Annotated in this window: 15 protein-coding genes, 15 tRNA genes and 1 rRNA gene; 3 read left to right on the top strand and 28 right to left on the bottom strand. The window is 49.1% G+C overall.

Going from position 1 to position 17395, the window contains the following annotated elements; translation table 11 throughout:
• Positions 1-137: 137 nt before the first annotated feature.
• Entirely contained in the window at positions 138-1064 is a 927-nt protein-coding gene (locus H8B09_RS00155; protein ID WP_191201485.1) for a YwmB family TATA-box binding protein, read from the bottom strand.
• A 120-nt stretch (positions 1065-1184) separates the two neighbouring features.
• Here H8B09_RS00155 and H8B09_RS00150 point away from each other — a divergent pair, with 120 nt between their 5' ends.
• The gene (locus tag H8B09_RS00150) at positions 1185-1565 is read left to right on the top strand and encodes a hypothetical protein (protein ID WP_191201484.1); all 381 of its coding nucleotides are present in this window, start codon (positions 1185-1187) and stop codon (positions 1563-1565) included.
• A gap of 17 nt (positions 1566-1582) precedes the next feature.
• The gene (locus tag H8B09_RS00145) at positions 1583-2278 is read left to right on the top strand and encodes a hypothetical protein (protein ID WP_224753169.1); all 696 of its coding nucleotides are present in this window, start codon (positions 1583-1585) and stop codon (positions 2276-2278) included.
• 129 nt (positions 2279-2407) lie between these two features.
• On the opposite strand, the gene H8B09_RS00140 is transcribed toward H8B09_RS00145, so the two are convergent.
• The 11 genes from H8B09_RS00140 to H8B09_RS00090 all read right to left on the bottom strand — a co-directional run bounded on the left by H8B09_RS00140 (position 2408) and on the right by H8B09_RS00090 (position 13961).
• Positions 2408-3088 (bottom strand): response regulator transcription factor, encoded by a 681-nt coding sequence (locus H8B09_RS00140; RefSeq protein ID WP_191201482.1) that lies wholly within the window; start codon positions 3086-3088, stop codon positions 2408-2410.
• Between the two features lie 16 nt (positions 3089-3104).
• Positions 3105-4085 (bottom strand): sensor histidine kinase, encoded by a 981-nt coding sequence (locus H8B09_RS00135; RefSeq protein ID WP_191201481.1) that lies wholly within the window; start codon positions 4083-4085, stop codon positions 3105-3107.
• A gap of 172 nt (positions 4086-4257) precedes the next feature.
• The gene (locus tag H8B09_RS00130; RefSeq protein WP_191201480.1) at positions 4258-4944 is read right to left on the bottom strand and encodes a PspA/IM30 family protein; all 687 of its coding nucleotides are present in this window, start codon (positions 4942-4944) and stop codon (positions 4258-4260) included.
• Between the two features lies 1 nt (position 4945).
• Positions 4946-5428 carry a PspC domain-containing protein gene (locus H8B09_RS00125; RefSeq protein WP_191201479.1) on the bottom strand — a complete coding sequence of 161 codons (483 nt, stop codon included), beginning with the start codon at positions 5426-5428 and terminating at the stop codon, positions 4946-4948.
• Positions 5425-6105: a PspA/IM30 family protein gene (locus H8B09_RS00120; RefSeq protein WP_191201478.1), complete on the bottom strand. Its 681-nt coding sequence runs from the start codon at positions 6103-6105 to the stop codon at positions 5425-5427. The genes H8B09_RS00125 and H8B09_RS00120 overlap by 4 nt, the downstream gene beginning before the upstream one ends.
• Positions 6106-6152: 47 nt before the next feature.
• A complete protein-coding gene (locus H8B09_RS00115; protein ID WP_191201477.1) occupies positions 6153-6440 on the bottom strand; it encodes a LiaF transmembrane domain-containing protein in 288 nt (95 codons plus the stop codon).
• Between the two features lie 381 nt (positions 6441-6821).
• On the bottom strand, positions 6822-8384 hold the full coding sequence (locus tag H8B09_RS00110; RefSeq protein ID WP_191201476.1) for an ABC transporter substrate-binding protein: 1563 nt from the start codon (positions 8382-8384) through the stop codon (positions 6822-6824).
• Positions 8385-8499: 115 nt separating this feature from the next.
• Positions 8500-9435, bottom strand: coding sequence for a carbohydrate ABC transporter permease (locus tag H8B09_RS00105; protein WP_224753168.1), 936 nt, complete (start codon positions 9433-9435; stop codon positions 8500-8502).
• Between the two features lie 20 nt (positions 9436-9455).
• Entirely contained in the window at positions 9456-10385 is a 930-nt protein-coding gene (locus H8B09_RS00100) for an ABC transporter permease (RefSeq protein WP_224753167.1), read from the bottom strand.
• Positions 10386-10531: 146 nt separating this feature from the next.
• The gene (locus H8B09_RS00095; RefSeq protein ID WP_191201475.1) at positions 10532-12151 is read right to left on the bottom strand and encodes a response regulator transcription factor; all 1620 of its coding nucleotides are present in this window, start codon (positions 12149-12151) and stop codon (positions 10532-10534) included.
• Between the two features lie 46 nt (positions 12152-12197).
• Entirely contained in the window at positions 12198-13961 is a 1764-nt protein-coding gene (locus H8B09_RS00090; protein ID WP_191201474.1) for a sensor histidine kinase, read from the bottom strand.
• Between the two features lie 168 nt (positions 13962-14129).
• On the opposite strand from H8B09_RS00090, the gene H8B09_RS00085 reads away from it, so the two are divergent.
• Positions 14130-15299: a foldase protein PrsA gene (locus H8B09_RS00085; RefSeq protein WP_191201473.1), complete on the top strand. Its 1170-nt coding sequence runs from the start codon at positions 14130-14132 to the stop codon at positions 15297-15299.
• Positions 15300-15472: 173 nt separating this feature from the next.
• Here the strand turns inward: H8B09_RS00085 and H8B09_RS00080 are convergent.
• From H8B09_RS00080 to H8B09_RS00005, 16 genes are all read right to left on the bottom strand, one after another.
• A tRNA-Leu gene (locus tag H8B09_RS00080) sits at positions 15473-15554 on the bottom strand.
• Positions 15555-15596: 42 nt separating this feature from the next.
• A tRNA-Cys gene (locus tag H8B09_RS00075) sits at positions 15597-15670 on the bottom strand.
• Positions 15671-15674: 4 nt separating this feature from the next.
• Positions 15675-15749, bottom strand: a tRNA-Gly gene (locus H8B09_RS00070).
• Between the two features lie 9 nt (positions 15750-15758).
• Positions 15759-15833, bottom strand: a tRNA-Gln gene (locus H8B09_RS00065).
• Positions 15834-15842: 9 nt separating this feature from the next.
• Positions 15843-15918 (bottom strand) — tRNA-His (locus H8B09_RS00060).
• Between the two features lie 16 nt (positions 15919-15934).
• Positions 15935-16008 (bottom strand) — tRNA-Trp (locus tag H8B09_RS00055).
• A gap of 10 nt (positions 16009-16018) precedes the next feature.
• Positions 16019-16103, bottom strand: a tRNA-Tyr gene (locus H8B09_RS00050).
• A gap of 8 nt (positions 16104-16111) precedes the next feature.
• Positions 16112-16187, bottom strand: a tRNA-Thr gene (locus H8B09_RS00045).
• Positions 16188-16205: 18 nt separating this feature from the next.
• A tRNA-Phe gene (locus H8B09_RS00040) sits at positions 16206-16281 on the bottom strand.
• A 21-nt stretch (positions 16282-16302) separates the two neighbouring features.
• Positions 16303-16379, bottom strand: a tRNA-Asp gene (locus H8B09_RS00035).
• Positions 16380-16415: 36 nt separating this feature from the next.
• Positions 16416-16492 (bottom strand) — tRNA-Met (locus H8B09_RS00030).
• A 9-nt stretch (positions 16493-16501) separates the two neighbouring features.
• Positions 16502-16577 (bottom strand) — tRNA-Val (locus H8B09_RS00025).
• A 75-nt stretch (positions 16578-16652) separates the two neighbouring features.
• Positions 16653-16727, bottom strand: a tRNA-Glu gene (locus H8B09_RS00020).
• 5 nt (positions 16728-16732) lie between these two features.
• Positions 16733-16823 (bottom strand) — tRNA-Ser (locus H8B09_RS00015).
• A gap of 3 nt (positions 16824-16826) precedes the next feature.
• A tRNA-Asn gene (locus H8B09_RS00010) sits at positions 16827-16902 on the bottom strand.
• A gap of 269 nt (positions 16903-17171) precedes the next feature.
• A 23S ribosomal RNA gene (locus H8B09_RS00005) occupies positions 17172-17395 on the bottom strand; the annotation flags it as partial.

The following is a 17395-nucleotide window of genomic DNA, read 5'->3' as shown; positions in this document are numbered from 1 at the left end:
TTCTATACGTCTATCATGTATTGTAGTGTAGCATATTCATCCTTATTGCGCCATTCAACAAGCCATAAAAAAAACTGATTGTCCACCTAAGTAAAGGTAATCAATCGCATTGCAGACGAACCTCAACCTCGTCTTAATCAATCTGCCTCAGCGTAATCCCCTGTTATAACAGGTACGCCGATCACCCAGTCTAATGCTGTCGATTCGCTGTCTTGATGAACGGTCAGCTGCAGATTCGATTTCTTGCCGTTCGTCTTCATAACCTGCTCAATATGCGGCGAATACCGCGACTCGCTGATTGTCATGCCTTCCTTATCCTCATAGTTCTCGACCAGCTCCGCATCCGACTTCGCTACAACGTCTGTGAATAGTTGTTTGAGCGCTTGAAGCCCTTGAGCCGTAGTATCTGGCGCTGCCGTTCCGCTTACTCGGAAGCTGTATGCGTATTGACCTCCCGCCTCATGTACTGCCTGCTCTATCTTGTGCGCGACTGACGTTAGGCTCTCCATATCCACACCTGGAGGCGGCTTGACGACGATAATCGAATCGTTACTGCTGCGATCGGTATGGATCAGCATCGACACTTCAACCGCGGTTCCTTCACCACTTGTATTAGCAGTATCTTCTGCTGTATTCGTATCACTGGCAACCGAATCAGCATTGGCATCGGATCGTGCGCTTGTATCTGCCGTTTCTCCAATGGTTGGTACAGTCTCGATGGTTCCAATATAAGTATCTCCTGTATCTTCTTTATCGGCAGCATGCTCTGTTGAAACTTCCGATTTATGAAGGCCAAGGAGACCCGCCGCACGAAGGGCTTGTCCGCTTCGCATACCGGTCACATCATACCTAAGCAGCCAATGGCGCTCACTAGAAGCTGATGCCGGGATGGGGATCGTATCAGCCAATGACCAGACATACCGCAGATCGTCTGCAGCGGATGCATGACTGCCTCCCCCATGCTGTTGCGTTGCAATCGCAGCACCACCAATTAATACGGCTGCTGCAATAATGACGGGCATTAGCCCTTTCCGTGTTCGCCGCACAGCTGCCTGCTTGCTCATCAATGGATCAACCCCTTAAGGAATTGGGCGGGCCGAAGCTTAGTCGATCTGGGTGATTGACCATGCACACATGCCCTTGCCTGCATAAGATGGGCGTAGAACTAGGAGGTGCATAACGAAATGGAACCGATTTTCCCACTACATGAGGATAACATATCCCGATTCTGCGGACTGCCGGTATGTATCGTGACGCACGACGGCAGACGGCATGTTGGCGTGCTGTCCCACTGCCGCAGCGGCCGCGTGACATTGAACGGACCTATGGGCTCGCCGAATGCAGGTCAGCATGCCGTTCTGAATCAGCACAATTCCACAGCGGACTACACGGAACAACCGAAGAAGAACAAGAAGAACAAGAAACAGAACGTTCAGGAGGATGAGTTGTCGCAAGTTCAAACCAAAGCGTACGATTATAGCTATGACTACGGCTATTACAATCCATGGGGCGCGGCATTCGCCATCGATCTGGCAACCATCGCTTTTCTATTCCTTCTTCTATAACCAGCTGCGCTCATTCATTGCATTCCTTCTCCGCAATCCTGTTGCTCGAGCGGCGCGCGGCTCACGTTCCGCGCCCGCCGACACCATTCGCCACCTTCTGCATGATGAGAATCGATCCGCTTCAACCAAAGTCCATTCCAACAGCCGTATCTCGCGTTCAGCGCATTAGACCGTATGCCGAGTATAAGCTTCAAGAGGAACACGATGCCCTGCTTGATACGGGGGCGGACAAGCAGGATGATCGCAAGGCCGCTTCGGAAGCCGCGCAAGCCATATCCGCTCTCATAAAGCAGCTTTCCATTCTGACCAAGACGATCGTTCGGGGCTTAACCCCTCTGCCGCGTCAGCTTAGACATAAACGGAAGGACGCTTCCCATACCCCTACTTCTCTTGCGGCCGATTTCCAACGCGAGTTCGAAGCAGCCATACAGCTATTCGATGAGCATCCTTGTCTGCGTCAGTCTTGGAAGAAGGCGCTATCGGAATCGTTCCAAGATGATGTATCCCATCTGTTCGATATCGGTGGTCCTGCATCAGCCGTCCTGAAGGTCATTCATCAGATCGAGCGCACACCTGCAAGTATGCTCATTGAACCTAAGCTGCTCGCGCGTATGATGAGAAGCACTGGCTACAGCTATTCTCCTCATGCTCGTCTACAGTCTTACAGTACGATGATTCACTCGCTCAGTCTGCTCATTGAGCGACAAGGCTAACAGCCTACAACTCCACACCAATCAAATATCCAATAATTACTATTGTAACAGACAAAGAAAAAAGCCGGCAAGACGATTATCGTCTGCCGGCAGCAAATGCAAGTATCATGCAGATGCAAGCGATCCCGCTTATTCCGCCAAACCATGCTTATGCGCATAGATAGCAGCCTGCGTACGATCGTCTACATTCAATTTGGAGAAAATATTCGTAACATGGAACTTAACCGTCTTGATCCCGATGAACAGCTCATCGGCAATCTCTTGATTGGATTTGCCCGTTGCGACGAGCTTGAGCACTTCCATCTCACGTTCGGTCAATTGCTCATGCAGCTTCGCCGCCGACTGCTTGGGCTGACGGAACCGATTCATCATCTTCGCAGCAACCTGCGATTCGAGCACCGACTGTCCTCGTGCAGCAGCGCGAATCGCATCGGCGATTTCACTGGCGCGCGAAGTTTTGAGCAGATAGCTGAAAGCTCCCGCCTCGATGACCGGATACAGCTTGCTGTCATCCAGATAGCTCGTCAGAACAATGACCTTACAGTCCGGATACAACTCTAATATTTTGCGCGTCGTCTCCACGCCGTCCATGCCTTCCATTACGAGGTCCATCAGGACGACATCGGGCGAATAAGCTTGCGCAAGACGAATACCGTCATACCCGTTGCTTGCTTCTCCTACAACCTCAATGCCATCCTCTGTATCTAGAACGGCTGCCAAGCCGATTCGAACCATCTCATGATCATCGACCAGCAGCACTTTTATCGAATGTCCAATTTCCGTCTCATTACTGTGACTGACTTTATCCATCGCCCTTGCTCCTCCCTTATTCCGCCGTTCGCGCTGGTACCCATATATCGATCTTCGTGCCTGCCCCGGATTTGCTCTCGATATCAAGCGAGCCGCCCATCTCCAGCACCCGCTCCTCCATCGTCAGCAAGCCATAAGAGGAATGCTTACGCTCTTCAACTTCGAACCCTACCCCATCATCTACAAAAGTAAGCCGCACCTGCCTGCCGAAGCCGCTCAGATGAATCGACATCGACTGGGCCTTCGAGTGGCGCAGCGTATTCGAGATCGCTTCCTGCGCAATTCGGAACAGATGGTCCTCCGATTGCGTATCCAATGTCATCTCGCCATCTACAGTCAAGGTAATGGACATCGATGTTTTCTGTTGCAGCTCATAGACAAGCGTTTGCAGTGCTTCGCCCAAGTTCTTGCCGTCCAGATGGACAGGCCGCAGGTGCAGCAGAAGCGCCCGCATCTCGGATTGCGCGACAGCCGCCATCTCTTCGATCAGCTCTACCTGCCGTTTCGCACGCTCCCAGTCCTTCTCAATCGTACGCCCAACAGCCGTCGCTGTCATCGATATGGCAAACAGCTGCTGACTGACCGCATCATGGAGCTCGCGCGCAAGACGCTGACGCTCTTCGATAACGGCAGAGAATTTCACCTTCTCTTCCCACATCTCATCCGTTTCTTCGCTGCTGATGCCATCCGCTTCGTCCTCTGCATGGTCTATTGTAACCCGTGGTCGGCGATATTGACGATCTGCAAGACGCTGCAGCGCCTCCTTCAGGCGCAGCCCCTGCAGATAGCTGTTTAACGCCGCAGCAGCCAGTGCTGCAGCGATGATTGCAAGTGAAATAATGGCTCCTCGGCTTTGAAGCGTGAACACTTCTATGTAACCCAAGCTATGAAGCACAATTAGCAGAAGTCCAATGACAATCAACAACCATATGATCGTTTCAGCTGCTTGGCTTTTCCGCTTGGTCGCTTTCGATTGCTCGTTTTTTTTGACAGACATGAACCACGTGCTCCTTCTCCCGCCCTTATGGTGCGTACGTTCACTCTACCCATAATTGTAGACGTATTCCAGATCGAATGAAAGACACGATCTGTTGCATTCTTTGCAAATTGTCGCCCAAGAAGGGCGGCCGTTCATGACGGTCCGCCCATTACAATCATGCAGCTATCGATTACTCTGCGCTGCTATTCAGTTTTTTCTTCAATGCTTCCAGCTGTTCTTCTACGATGCCGCGTTTCTCAAGGTCGATCGTCGAAGCGACAGAAGCATTGTTGTATGCTGGATATGGCGTGCGGAGAACGTCTGCTTCCGCTTCCATCTGAATGATTTTCTCTTCCATCCGGCTGAAGCCGCGTGAAGCGCCGCCGCTCGTAATCGAGTTTTGCGTTGCGGACAGCTGCGACAGCTGTTTCTTCGCTTTCGCCAGCTGAGCACGTGTTGCAAGCTCGTTGCGCTTGTTGCGGAGCTGGTAGAACTCATCCTTCATGCCGTGCAGCTGCTGCATGAGATCATCAGCTTGTGCTTTAGCTTGTGCGTGAAGCTCTGTGTATTCCGTAACCTTTTGTTCCAGAACGATCTTCTCTTCAAGCAGCTTGCGTGCTTGCTCTTCATGACCTGCACGGAGTGCTGCTTCTGCTCTTGGCTCAAGCGATGCTGCCGAGCGCGCTGCTTCTTCTACACGCTGCTTCATGCGGCGCTCATTCGTCAGTTGCTTCGCTACTGTTACTTCAGCTTGGCGAATTTCTTCCTCCATATCGCGGAGGTATTGGTTCAGCATAATTACTGGATCTTCCACTTTATCAAGCAGCTCATGTACCGATGCCTTCGTCAAATCCTTCATGCGTTTAAAGATTCCCATATTAAAAATCTCCCTTCTCATACTTCGCTAGTTTGGATTTCAGTTCTTCTACTTCTTTGCGAAGCGCTTTGCGCTCCAGATCTTCCATCATCGAATCGAATTGATTAGCGTTATTGCCAGCATTATATTGACGGTTGCCGGATGGGTTGCCATATGGACCGTTGTTAGCGCCCGCTCCGCCGTATGGCGGGTTGTTGTAACCATTGTTGTAGCCTTGGTGATGCTGCTGGCCATAACCGTGGTCGTAGTAAGGGCCATTAGGTCCTGGTCCAAAGCCATTTCCATTGAATCCGCCATAATATGGCGCCTTCGGTACAACGAATGCTGCTAGAATGTAGATCGGGATAACGGTACCGCCGGAGAATACGGCGAGAACAATGAGGAGTATACGAATAAGTGTTGCATCTACTCCCATTGCTTCTGCTAAGCCACCGCACAATCCGAACAGCTTCTTATCTCGACTGGATCGATACATTTTACTCATGACGAGGACGACCACCCTTCTTTCTCAAGCTTGCGTTTCAATTGCTCCAATTCGCGCTCGACAACCGATTGTACGCGGCTGCCGGCTTCATACAGTACCTCTGCACCGATTCTTCGAATGTCACGCAAGCTCTTCGCTTCCATCTCCATATCACTGATACGGTCTTCCAGGCGGCGGAACATGGATACCGGCTCTTGGCCCTGCGCACCGTATCTTGCATTCATGCGCTGCTGCAGTCTCAATGATTCCATCCGTGCCGCGTAGTACTCGCGCTTGTCATACACGCTCTGGTATTCGCTGCGCAGCTCGCGAAGCTGATTCTCAAGCTCGACGACGTTGTTGCTCGACTGTTCATAAAGCTCGCGGTACGAATTAGCGCGTTCTTCTGCTGCTTGCTTCTCGTGGAGGGCGATGCGTGCCAGGTTCTCTTCGCCGGCCTTTAAAGCCGTCATCGCTTGCTGTTCACGCTTCTCTTTGTGCTGATCCGCTTGCAGCCATTGCGATTTCAAGTGATGATTGTGTTCGCTGTACTGTTGGTACAGCTTCTCGCATTGGATGATCTCTTCTCGTGTCGACCAGAGAAACTGATCGATCAATCGAACCGGATCTTCCGATTTTTCCAACCGTTCGTTCAAAGTTGCCGCTGTAATGTCTCGCACTCTCCGAATAATGCTCATCGGTTCTTTCCTCCTCCTATTTCTATCCGTGTCGATCTAAGCTTGTTTTAGTACTTTCTCTTGTTGAGGTGCGATACACCGAATGCTACGAGTGCGATCGCGATTGCCAGCAAGATCCATGTGTGAAACTTGCCTAGCACCATCAGTCCGCCGAATGCGATCATCAGACCGCCTAGCACTTTGCTGTTGTTCCGCCAACCTACCACACCAAGACCGATTAGGATGATCGGGAAGAGCAGCTTGATAATCCATCCGAGCGTGATGCCTAGAATGGGTAACGCGATGAGTCCGCCGACGACGATTAACGCGATTCCTTTTGCCGATTGGTTATTCATATCGTTTTCCACCACCTTCGTTTCTCTCAACTTGTTTGCTTAACCTTATGTCCTTATTCTAGGTTGTTTTGCGCTTTGCCAAAACGGACTCCCGGCTGTTTTTGTGACTGGACCTAGGTCGGGGCGCCCTCCAACCTTCAGTCGGAGCACCTCTCAGACCATTAGATCGCTGCTTATCCGAACATGAACTTCTTCTATATAAAGCTATTCCAATATTGACGGCCATACTCAGCAGCTAGGCGTTATCTTCTACACGAATTTGGTCTTCTATAGATATAAAAAAAGCGCCCTCCCTGAAGGGAGAGCGCAAGAATTGGGTGAGGGGGAAATACGTGTACCATTAACGCCGAAATCGTAGTGATTACTTAAACCAATCGAAGATTACTTCGCAGCAAGGAACTTATCGAATTGCGCTTGTTTCTCAGTGATTACTTTCTCAACGCCAGCTTTGATCAGTTTGTCCTTGTACTCAGCAAGAACAGAATCAACGTCAACCGAACCTGTTTCCAGAGCTACTTGGTATTGACGGTCGATGTTTACGATCGCGCTAACTTCAGCTTTCACAGGCTCGCTGTCGAATACGAAGCCGAGGCCTGGGGAAACTTTAGGACCTTCGTTGAATTTCTTGAATTGATCCCACTTGTCTGGAGCTTCCGAATCCATAACGTAGTTCAGGAATTGGTTACCGAACATCCAAGCAGCGCCTGGCGCATAGTTCTTCGCGTTAGCAGTTTGCGTGATGATTTCACCGTTACGTGTGTAGTGGTCGCCTTCGATACCGAAGTTGAGCAGGTTGTTCAGGTATTTGTCCGTGTGCAGCAGGTTAATGAACATCATGGCACGATCTGGATCACCCGAAGTCGTGGAGATTGCGAGCATCGAGCCGGATGTTTCCGAAGTCGAAACCGTTTTCTCATTGAGTTCGATTTGAGCCAGTTTACCAACGAGATCCGTGGATGCAGCGACTTCCTCTGCTTTACCAGGTTTCAGGGATTGAGTGATTGCGAATACGTTGCCTGCTTTCAGCGCTTCCGTATTCATCGTCGTCGTCGTTGCAGCGTCGCTGTTGATGTAGCCTTTGTTGAAGAAGTCACGCGTAATCTTCAGGTTATCTACATAACGCTGCGTATCGTAGCTTGCTTTAACTTTCGTATCCGACGCATCCTTCAGAATAATGCCTGGGATGGATGTATCGCCAAGTGCATCGAAGTTACCGAAGTAGTGCGCGTCGAAGTTTTCGCCTTTGAGCAGGTACAGCGGCGTAACTTCTGGTTTTGCTGCCTTAACTTTAGCGAATACGGCATCCAGGTCTTGGATCGATTTCACTGCGCTCATATCGATGCCCAGTTCATCCGCCCAGTCCTTACGGTATACGATACCGCCTTGAGCTGCGAGCTCTTTATTCGTAGGAACGCCATAGTTCTTACCATCGATCTTCGAGCCTTCCAAGTAAGCAGGATCCAGCTCAGCTTTAATGTCTGCGCCGTATTTATCCAGGTATGGAGCAAGATCAAGGAACGCTTTCTTCCCTACGTTAACTGCGTATTTCGTCCATTGTGCCGTGAAGAAGATATCCACTGGATCACGGGAAGCGATCATCAGGTTAACTTTATCTTCCCAAGCCGTCCAGTCGATAGGCTGGAGGTCGATCGTTGCATTGATTTTTTCCGTCAAATATTTGTTGATTGCATCTTCAACTTTAGCTTCATCCGGTTGAGCGGTACCTGGGTAAACCATGACCAGTTTGTATGGCTTCAGATCAGAAGTTGGAGCAGTTTCTTTGTCATCTGTTTTCGTGCTGACGTCGTTATCAGTAGCAGCCGGAGTCGTGCTGTCTGTTTTTGTCCCCTTATCGTCGTCCTTGCTGCCGCACGCTGCCAAAGCCATTGACGACGTGAGGGCGAGTACCATAAGCAGTAATGCACTCTTTTTCGCCTTAACCATTTCCATTTGACCTCCCAATGGTAATTAATATATATGCTATATCGGATTGTAACCGATTACAGCCAAGAGTAGAAAGGCGACGGCTTTCGCCGCCTTCATGGCGCATTGGGTTAACTTAACCCTTTACCGCGCCGACTGTCAAACCTTTTACGAAATATTTCTGGAAGAACGGATACGCGAAGATGATCGGACCGATACCAATTACGGCCATAGCCATCCGTACGGTCTCATTCGGGAACTTCGTAGCTCCGCCAATGACGTTCATCGCTTCGGTGTGCGTCATTAAGAACTGGATGTTCGTTAATGTTTTATACATGAGATACTGGACGCTGATATAGCCATCGCTCTTCTGGATGAACACAAGCGAGAGGAACCAGTCATTCCAATAGTTAAGCGTACTGAAGAGTGCCGTTGATGCAAGTACTGGCAGAGACAACGGCAGAACGATTTTGAAGAAGATGCGCATCTCGCCAGCTCCGTCGATCTTCGCTGACTCGATTACCGCTCCCGGAATCGTAGTTGCAAAGAATGTTCGAATTATGAGTACGAAGAACGCTGAGACGAGAAGCGGAAGAATAAGCGCCCAGATGTTATCTTTCAGATGCAGCATCTTTACATAAACGAGATACCAAGGTACTAGACCGCCGTTGAACAACATCGTGAAGAATACGAAGAAGGTGAAGAACTTGCGCTGCGGGAAATCCGGACGGCTGATCGGATAAGCATACAGAGCCATAATAACAAGGCTTAGAAGCGTACCGACAACCGTTACGAAGATCGAAACCCCATATGATTTCAATACATTGTGCCAATCCTCGAATACGAACTTGTAGGCGCTTAGGTCAAAGTGCTTCGGGATGAACTTGTAGCCTTCGCGGATGACATCTGACTCACTAGAGAATGACACCATTACAAGCAGCGCCAACGGGAATATACACATTAGAGAATACAAACCGAAAATGATTTTTATAGACCAGTCGCCGACCGGCGAAACCGAATTGACCGGCCGTGACGGTGCTTTTTCTGTCGGGGTCGTCATTGACGCTTCCATGAATTGCCTCCTTCATTAATCTAAAACAGCGCGCTGTCTTTATCGATACGTCTGACGAACCAATTCGCCAGGAACACGAGAACGAAACCTACAGTGGATTGATAGAGACCGGCAGCTGACGATAATCCGGAATCACCCATTGCAAGGAAGGTACGGTATACATAAGTATCGATAACGTTAGTAACAGGGAACAATACGCCTGATTCCTTCGGCACTTGGTAGAACAGACCGAAGTCCGCATAGAAGATACGTCCGATTTGGAGCAGTGTCATAATGATCATGATCGGCATGAGCAGCGGAAGCGTGATCTTCATTATTTGCTGCCACTTGCCAGCGCCGTCAATCGTTGCGGCTTCGTAATACTCGTCGTCGATGCCGATGATAGCTGCCATGTAGAGGACCATGTAGTAACCGACGTTTTTGATCGTGTTAACGATCGGAAGAATATACGGCCAAGCATGAATTTTGAAGTACCATTGTACAGGGTCTACACCAAAGAACGGAAGCACCGTCGTGTTTACGAAACCGTTTTTGTCATGCAGCAACCCATAAACGAGGTACGAGACAACAACCCAAGACAAGATGTATGGCAGGAATATGATGGATTGATGGAACCGCGCAAGAAACTTACTGCGAAGCTCATTCAACATGATAGCGAAAGCAACAGGAATAACTAAGTTAAGTACAATAAACAATGAGTTGTAGAGCAGTGTGTTTCTCGTAATGATCCAAGCGTCGCTTGTTTTGAACAAGTACTTGAAGTTCTCGAACCCTACCCATTTACTGTCGATAAAGTTCATAATGATGTTCGCGTGCGGGTAGGTCATATTTTTGAACGCGATTACGACACCCAGCATCGGGATGTAGTTATTAACTAGAAGAATCAAAAACCCTGGTAGCAGCATCAAGTAGAACATCCCGTATTTGCGCAAATTACGCGTAAGTGCCATCCAATTTCCTCCTGCTTCATTCCTATTCTCTTCTCTTGCGACTTCCTTGTGTTTCTTCTTCCTCATTGTAATGAAAAAAGCCACGACGCTCTATCTGCATCGTGACCTCATTAACGTTCCTGTGACATCTTTACTTGCTATCAGCGTTAATCGACATGATGGATTAGACGGCGATACTCCTGCGGCGTTAATCCTGTCGCTTTCTTAAATAACTTGGAGAAATGAGAGAAGTTGCTATATCCGACCGAGATCGCGATGTCGCTGATACGGACGTTGCTGTTCTCAAGCTCTGCTTTCGCCTTGATCATTCTCCGTTCCGTCGTATAGTCGGTGATGGATGATCCCGTCTCTTTACGGAACAATCGAGACAAGTAAGCTGGGTTCAAGAACACATAGTCCGCCAGCTGCTCGCGACTCATGTCCTCCTCCAGATGGTCCTCGATATACTGCTGAACCTTGCGAACGATATTGGATACATCCTTGCCGTTCAGCCTTACATACTCTGCACCTTGCGAACAGACCGAATGCGCCCAGCTCTTCAACCCTTGAAGCGACTTCAACGCATGGCCGCCATCCTCCCACTCCCGATGCGGGAATGCCGCATCAACAGACAGAGATTTACGCTGGAACGTTTGGAATACGGTATGAACAATTCCGAAGTAGATGGAAACGATATAAGCGTAATCGACGTTTTCCTGTTCTTCTGCCAATTGGTTGAAAAATTCATCCACGCGAGCCGACAGCTCTGGCCGCTTACCGCATTCAAGCAGCACAGCCCAATCAGCCAGCGGCGGATACGCTGCTGGACCCGTATGCGGCTTAAATTTATCTTTCTCCTGTTCATGTACAACTGTGCACGTATCCGTCAGATTGCTGCGCTCCAGGTTGCCCAGCATTTCAACAATCTCCCTTAAGGAAGCCACCGATGAAGGCGTACCGACGTAACAGGACAGCTGACAATGCAGATACGATGCGCATTGTTCAATGTATTGTCGGCAGCGGGAATCCAGTTCTGCCTTAGACACTGCATCCGGCTCGTAGATCAGCACGAGCAATGCGCCGCTGGCATCTAATACAACCTGACCTTTGGCATCCTTCAGAATGATTTCTTCTGCCGCATTCTTCACGCCATACGTCATTATCTCTTCGTCCCGCGCCGACCAATCTTCCTGCCATTGTTCAATACTAATGAGGACAACGCTAATCTGCGAGTCGGATTGAAGCGGAATGCCATAGAGCATTAATTGCGGATCCAACTGCTGCGGCGACACCGACTGCCGCCAATGAATGATGTCTTCCCACAACCGCTCTGCCATAACGGGCAGCTGCTTTTGCCATTGCTGATAATAATGCTCATAGGTCCGATGGAACGAGTCATGTTCCTCCTGAATGCGAACCTTCTCCGCTGCCTGCAGAATCGTCTTCTTCAAATGCTCATGATCGACGGGCTTCAACAAATAGTCGAAACCATCCAGCTGCAGCGCTTGCTGTGCATATTTGAAGTCAGCATGTCCCGTAAGCAGAATCGTCTTCGTAGTCGGCGAATTCACATTCACCCAGCTAAGCAGCTCAATGCCAGTCTGATTCGGCATATCGATATCCGAGAGCAGCACATGGATCGTATGTTGTCCGAGCAGCTCTTGTGCTTCTTCGGCATCGCAAGCCGTATAAATATTGGCGATCGGCATATCGCTCCATTCAATGCCATGAACGATCCCTCTGATAGCAATATCCTCATCATCTACGATAAGTAGATTGTATGCCATAATTCTCCCTCCTCACTTCATCAAGCTGCATTGTGTTTATTGTTAGTTAACCCGCGGATGCTTTTCGTTCGGTCACACTCGGAAACTTGATCGTAATGACCGTGCCCGTTCCTTCTTCCCCATTGGCAAATCGAATGCTTGCGCCTTCACCATAATGCAGACTTAACCGATGCGCAACGTTCATAATACCAAGCCGGCTTGATTCACCTTCAGCCAAAGGTTTACCTTCGCGCAGCTGCTCCAACACATCTGGCGGGAAGCCCACCCCGTTGTCTGCAATCGTAAGCAGGAAACCTCCGCCTTCTTGTATATCCTGCTGAACCGAAATATGAATAACGAACAGCTGCTTGCGATTTTTGAAACCATGGATAATCGAGTTCTCTACAAAAGGCTGCACGGTCAGCGCCGGAATCGGGAAATTCTTCAGCGGCTCCGGAATGTCGTAAGTAACGACCAGCTTGTTCGGGAAGCGCAGCTCTTGGATGGTTATATAGTTATCGATATGGCGCAGTTCTTCATCGAGCGTAATGGTATCCCGATTGGCTCTCATGATGAAGCGGAAATAGTCTGCCAGATGCAGCGACATCTTTTTGACCGACTCATGATCCTTCAATGCAGCGAAGTTATAAATAATGTTCAGTGAGTTCATATAGAAATGCGGATTAATCTGCGCTTGCAACTGCTTCAATTCACCTTGCTTCACGCGAAGCTGCTCCTCATACATGCCGATCTTCAGCGTCTTAATCTGCTCAGCCATTGTATTGAAGGTATTCGCTAGGAATACGAACTCCACTGTTTTATCCGACTGCAGCCTTACATCCAACATGCCAAGCGATATCTTCTTCATGCCTAGAATAAGCTCGCCAAGCGGTTTGAACATAATTCGCTGTACGAATATGAGATAAAGCATAAGCAGAATGAAGATTCCGATCGGAAGAAGGAATACGACCATTTGGAAAAATGGCAGTCCTTGAAGCATCGATTTCTCTGGCAGCATGATGGAATAGGCTATATTCGCCGTCTGACTGCCTTTGTACATGACCAGATAAGAATCGCTTGATTCGCTCCCTTTCATAGTGACATAAGCCTGTTCATTCCCAATATTAATACCATCTAATTGAACGGGTCCATCTCCCCCTGCAAGCGTATTCACAATTTGGTTCTGCTGAGTCAAATAAAGCCCGCTATCCGCGATAGCTCCTTCGCTCCACTGCTTATCAAGCATGTCTGCAATGTCCTGCACAAGAATGATTGCGCCAACATAGATGTCGTCCGTTACATGGATCGTCTTCATCAACATGTTCTTGCTTGGCATATTCTCATCACTCGTTACCTGCCAGGAGTCCAGGCCTTGATTGTTGGTATCGTTTTCAATAATATCGGGCACGTGATCTCTTAGCAGCTGTTTCATCATCTCGTAGTTATTGTTCTTCGTACCTATAATGACGTCGCTGTTGCTGTACAAGAAGATCGTATCGATCATGTTGTAGATACCTACGTCCCGTATCAGTTTGTTGTAAATCCGGACCTTCGTTAATACGTAATTATCCGTTGCATATGGATACGAGCTCAGCAGGCCTACGTCGCTGTCCAGAATCGCCATCTTCATCAAGTATTCACTCGTAGCGCTTAGATTGTTATCCGTCTGCTTGACGAATATATCAAGGGTATTCCGGTACGTCTCTGACACCTTATCCCGTACGACTTCCTTCGCGTACAGCGTATTCACGATCATGAACAGGACGAGCGGTACGATGACAGCAACAAAACTGAGCAGTAGCTTTACTTTCAGCGATTGAACAAAAACCATCTCTGTGCTCCGTTTCTCTATTTAAATTGTAGTTTTATGTATTCGACCCATTCGGACTTTTTCCTCCATCGTTTTTTTATTTGCTATTAAGGTTCGCACCTATTTAATCTGTTATAGTAATACAATGGGGCACCATTTTTAAACATTAGAGAGGAGTAACACCTAATCATGTCTGAGGAAAACAAGCGCTTTAACGAGCAAGACGAAGTTGAAACGAATTCAAATAATACAATCGAGGGTCAAGAAGAGATCGAAACGAGCAAAGATATTTACTACGAGAAGAAACAAAATGAGACAAGCATCGAATCGGATGCCGATATCGAGAACGAAGCACCTGTTAACAACCAAGCACAAGCAGCTGGCGCTGCACCGAAGCGCGCTGGTGTAGGCGGTTGGGTCGCAAGTGCGATTCTGCTCGTTGCTCTCATCGTCGTTTCCATCAAAGCATTCTCTGGCGGTGGAGGCCTGAGTGGTGAAGCTGCCTCCGTTAACGGCGTAAAGATTAGCAAAGCTGACTTGTACGATACGCTGGTCAAAGGCGGCAACGGTGAATCCGCAGTTGAAGGCCTGATCACATACGAACTCGTTAACCAAGAAGCACAGAAGAAAGGCATTACGGTAACTGATGCTGATCTGAATCGTGAACTTGATGTCATTAAGAAGAGCATGGGCAGCGAAGAAGCATTCCAACAAGCTCTTCAGCAATACAAAATGACGGAAGCTGATCTCCATCCAGACCTGCTTGAACAAGCACAGCTGCGCAAACTGCTCAGCGACCAAATCAAGATTACGGATGAAGACATCAAGAGCTACTACGATGAGAACAAAGCATCGTTCTCTACGGAAGAGCAAGTACGCGCTTCTCACATCCTCGTTGCAACGAAGGAAGAAGCGGATGCGATTGAGAAACAACTCAAAGACGGCGCTGACTTCGCAGCTCTGGCGAAAGAGAAATCGCTCGATACAGGTTCCAAGGCCAATGGCGGTGACCTCGACTTCTTCAGCAAAGGCAATATGGTCCAAGAATTCGAATCAGCAGCATTCTCCCTCAAGGTTGGCGAAGTGAGCGAACCGGTTAAATCGGAGTACGGCTACCACATCATCAAAGTAACGGATCGCAAAGAAGCATCTTCTCCAACGCTTGAAGAGAAGAAAGCCGACATTACAGATACGCTGACTTCGCAGAAGATCTACACGTTGTCGCAAACGCTGATCAGCGATCTGCGTTCGCAAGCGAAGATCGTTAACAACCTCACTGCAGATACGGCTGCTGCTCCTACGAACAGCACAGGTGATGCAACTACCGGTGACGCTCCTGCGGCAACAACAGGCAAGTAATATGGAAATGGACAAGCCCCGCATCTACGATGCGGGGCTTCTTCTATGTTTGTTGTTGTATTCATCTGTATACATTCACACTTCAGTCGTCGTTCCAACATACGCAGACAAAAGCAGATAAACAAAAAACTCTTATGCGCATGAAGCACATAAGAGTTTGAGTTGTTAAGTAATGGTGCCGGTGAGAGGACTCGAACCTCCACGGTTTCCCTCACGATTTTGAGTCGCGCGCGTCTGCCATTCCGCCACACCGGCATATCATTATTCAATTGCCCATTATTCTGCTTTTAAAGAAAATGGAGGCGCCACCCAGATTCGAACTGGGGGTAAAGCTTTTGCAGAGCTTTGCCTTACCGCTTGGCTATGGCGCCATAATGGAGCGGAAGACGGGAATCGAACCCGCGACCCTCGCCTTGGCAAGGCGATGCTCTACCGCTGAGCCACTTCCGCATAAAATAATGGCTGGGGATCAAGGATTCGAACCTTGGAATGACGGAGTCAAAGTCCGTTGCCTTACCACTTGGCTAATCCCCAATATTGCAATGGGGCGATCGAGGGGAATTGAACCCCCGAATGTCGGAATCACAATCCGATGCGTTAACCACTTCGCCACGACCGCCATGCTAACAGTTAAGTGGCAGGGGCAGCAGGAATTGAACCCACACCAAAGGTTTTGGAGACCTTTGTTCTACCTTTAAACTATGCCCCTATAAAGAAAATGGTGGAGGATGATGGATTCGAACCACCGAACTCAGAGAGAGCAGATTTACAGTCTGCCGTGTTTAGCCACTTCACTAATCCTCCATGAAACATGGTGCCGGCGATAGGAGTCGAACCCACGACCTACTGATTACAAGTCAGTTGCTCTACCAACTGAGCTACACCGGCATATTAAGTTGTCAAGAATGGTGGCTCGGGACGGAATCGAACCGCCGACACGAGGATTTTCAGTCCTCTGCTCTACCAACTGAGCTACCGAGCCTTACCTGATGTTGTTGAAAAATGGCGGAGCCGACGGGATTCGAACCCGCGGTCTCCTGCGTGACAGGCAGGCATGTTAGGCCTCTACACCACGGCTCCACACTAGAAAGTTCGGTATCTACCGAGTTGGTAAATTGGTTGCGGGGGCAGGATTTGAACCTGCGGCCTTCGGGTTATGAGCCCGACGAGCTACCGAGCTGCTCCACCCCGCGATATTATTATGGTGGAGGCTGACGGGATCGAACCGCCGACCCTCTGCTTGTAAGGCAGATGCTCTCCCAGCTGAGCTAAGCCTCCATAATAAGCGACTTTTATATCTTACTACATCTTGGGTTCTCTGGCAAGCTTTTTTTCAAGCTTTTTTAGAGAAGTTGGTGACCCGTAGGGGATTCGAACCCCTGTTACCTCCGTGAAAGGGAGGTGTCTTAACCCCTTGACCAACGGGCCGCATATGGCAGAGAGGAAGGGATTCGAACCCTCGAGACCCGGTTAGAGCCTACACGATTTCCAATCGTGCTCCTTCGACCACTCGGACACCTCTCTATATGGCTCCCCGAACAGGACTCGAACCTGTGACAACTCGATTAACAGTCGAGTGCTCTACCAACTGAGCTATCAGGGAATAGGACGACTGATGATCACGAAGCAAACTCAAGGAGCTTACTCGACGTCGAATCTTGAACCGGCTCTCGAAGTCCGCTACTCATGTAGGGATTGCCTACACTCCGTTGCTCCTTCTTCGATCCAATTCAACCTTCTCGGTGCTGATCAGTCTTTTTTGGCTGCTAGAACAAGTCATTCTAGAAACCCTTGAAGGTTACACCTTCAAAACTGGATGCGAATGTTGAATCCTTAGCCTTAGCATTTGCTTTACCTTCCGGAGAAGGATTTTAGGATAAGCCCTCGATCGATTAGTACTCGTCAGCTGCACGCATTGCTGCGCTTCCACCTCGAGCCTATCAACCTGGTCGTCTTCCAGGGATCTTACGAATTGGGAAATCTCATCTTGGAGGGGGCTTCGCGCTTAGATGCTTTCAGCGCTTATCCCGTCCGCACTTGGCTACCCAGCGGTGCTCCTGGCGGAACAACTGGTACACCAGCGGTGCGTCCATCCC

It is taken from the genome of Paenibacillus terricola, from assembly GCF_014779765.1.
GTDB lineage: Bacteria > Bacillota > Bacilli > Paenibacillales > Paenibacillaceae > Paenibacillus_T > Paenibacillus_T terricola.
Note: the sequence above shows the minus strand (reverse complement) of the source record. Positions and strands in the feature narration are given on the sequence as shown.

Coding starts and splice junctions, on each gene's coding strand:
- H8B09_RS00155 (WP_191201485.1), bottom strand. CDS start 1,064: ATGAGCAAGCAGGCAGCTGTGCGGCGAACACGGAAAGGGCTAATGCCC.
- H8B09_RS00150 (WP_191201484.1), top strand. CDS start 1,185: ATGGAACCGATTTTCCCACTACATGAGGATAACATATCCCGATTCTGC.
- H8B09_RS00140 (WP_191201482.1), bottom strand. CDS start 3,088: ATGGATAAAGTCAGTCACAGTAATGAGACGGAAATTGGACATTCGATA.
- H8B09_RS00135 (WP_191201481.1), bottom strand. CDS start 4,085: ATGTCTGTCAAAAAAAACGAGCAATCGAAAGCGACCAAGCGGAAAAGC.
- H8B09_RS00130 (WP_191201480.1), bottom strand. CDS start 4,944: ATGGGAATCTTTAAACGCATGAAGGATTTGACGAAGGCATCGGTACAT.
- H8B09_RS00125 (WP_191201479.1), bottom strand. CDS start 5,428: ATGAGTAAAATGTATCGATCCAGTCGAGATAAGAAGCTGTTCGGATTG.
- H8B09_RS00120 (WP_191201478.1), bottom strand. CDS start 6,105: ATGAGCATTATTCGGAGAGTGCGAGACATTACAGCGGCAACTTTGAAC.
- H8B09_RS00115 (WP_191201477.1), bottom strand. CDS start 6,440: ATGAATAACCAATCGGCAAAAGGAATCGCGTTAATCGTCGTCGGCGGA.
- H8B09_RS00110 (WP_191201476.1), bottom strand. CDS start 8,384: ATGGTTAAGGCGAAAAAGAGTGCATTACTGCTTATGGTACTCGCCCTC.
- H8B09_RS00105 (WP_224753168.1), bottom strand. CDS start 9,435: ATGGAAGCGTCAATGACGACCCCGACAGAAAAAGCACCGTCACGGCCG.
- H8B09_RS00100 (WP_224753167.1), bottom strand. CDS start 10,385: ATGGCACTTACGCGTAATTTGCGCAAATACGGGATGTTCTACTTGATG.
- H8B09_RS00095 (WP_191201475.1), bottom strand. CDS start 12,151: ATGGCATACAATCTACTTATCGTAGATGATGAGGATATTGCTATCAGA.
- H8B09_RS00090 (WP_191201474.1), bottom strand. CDS start 13,961: ATGGTTTTTGTTCAATCGCTGAAAGTAAAGCTACTGCTCAGTTTTGTT.
- H8B09_RS00085 (WP_191201473.1), top strand. CDS start 14,130: ATGTCTGAGGAAAACAAGCGCTTTAACGAGCAAGACGAAGTTGAAACG.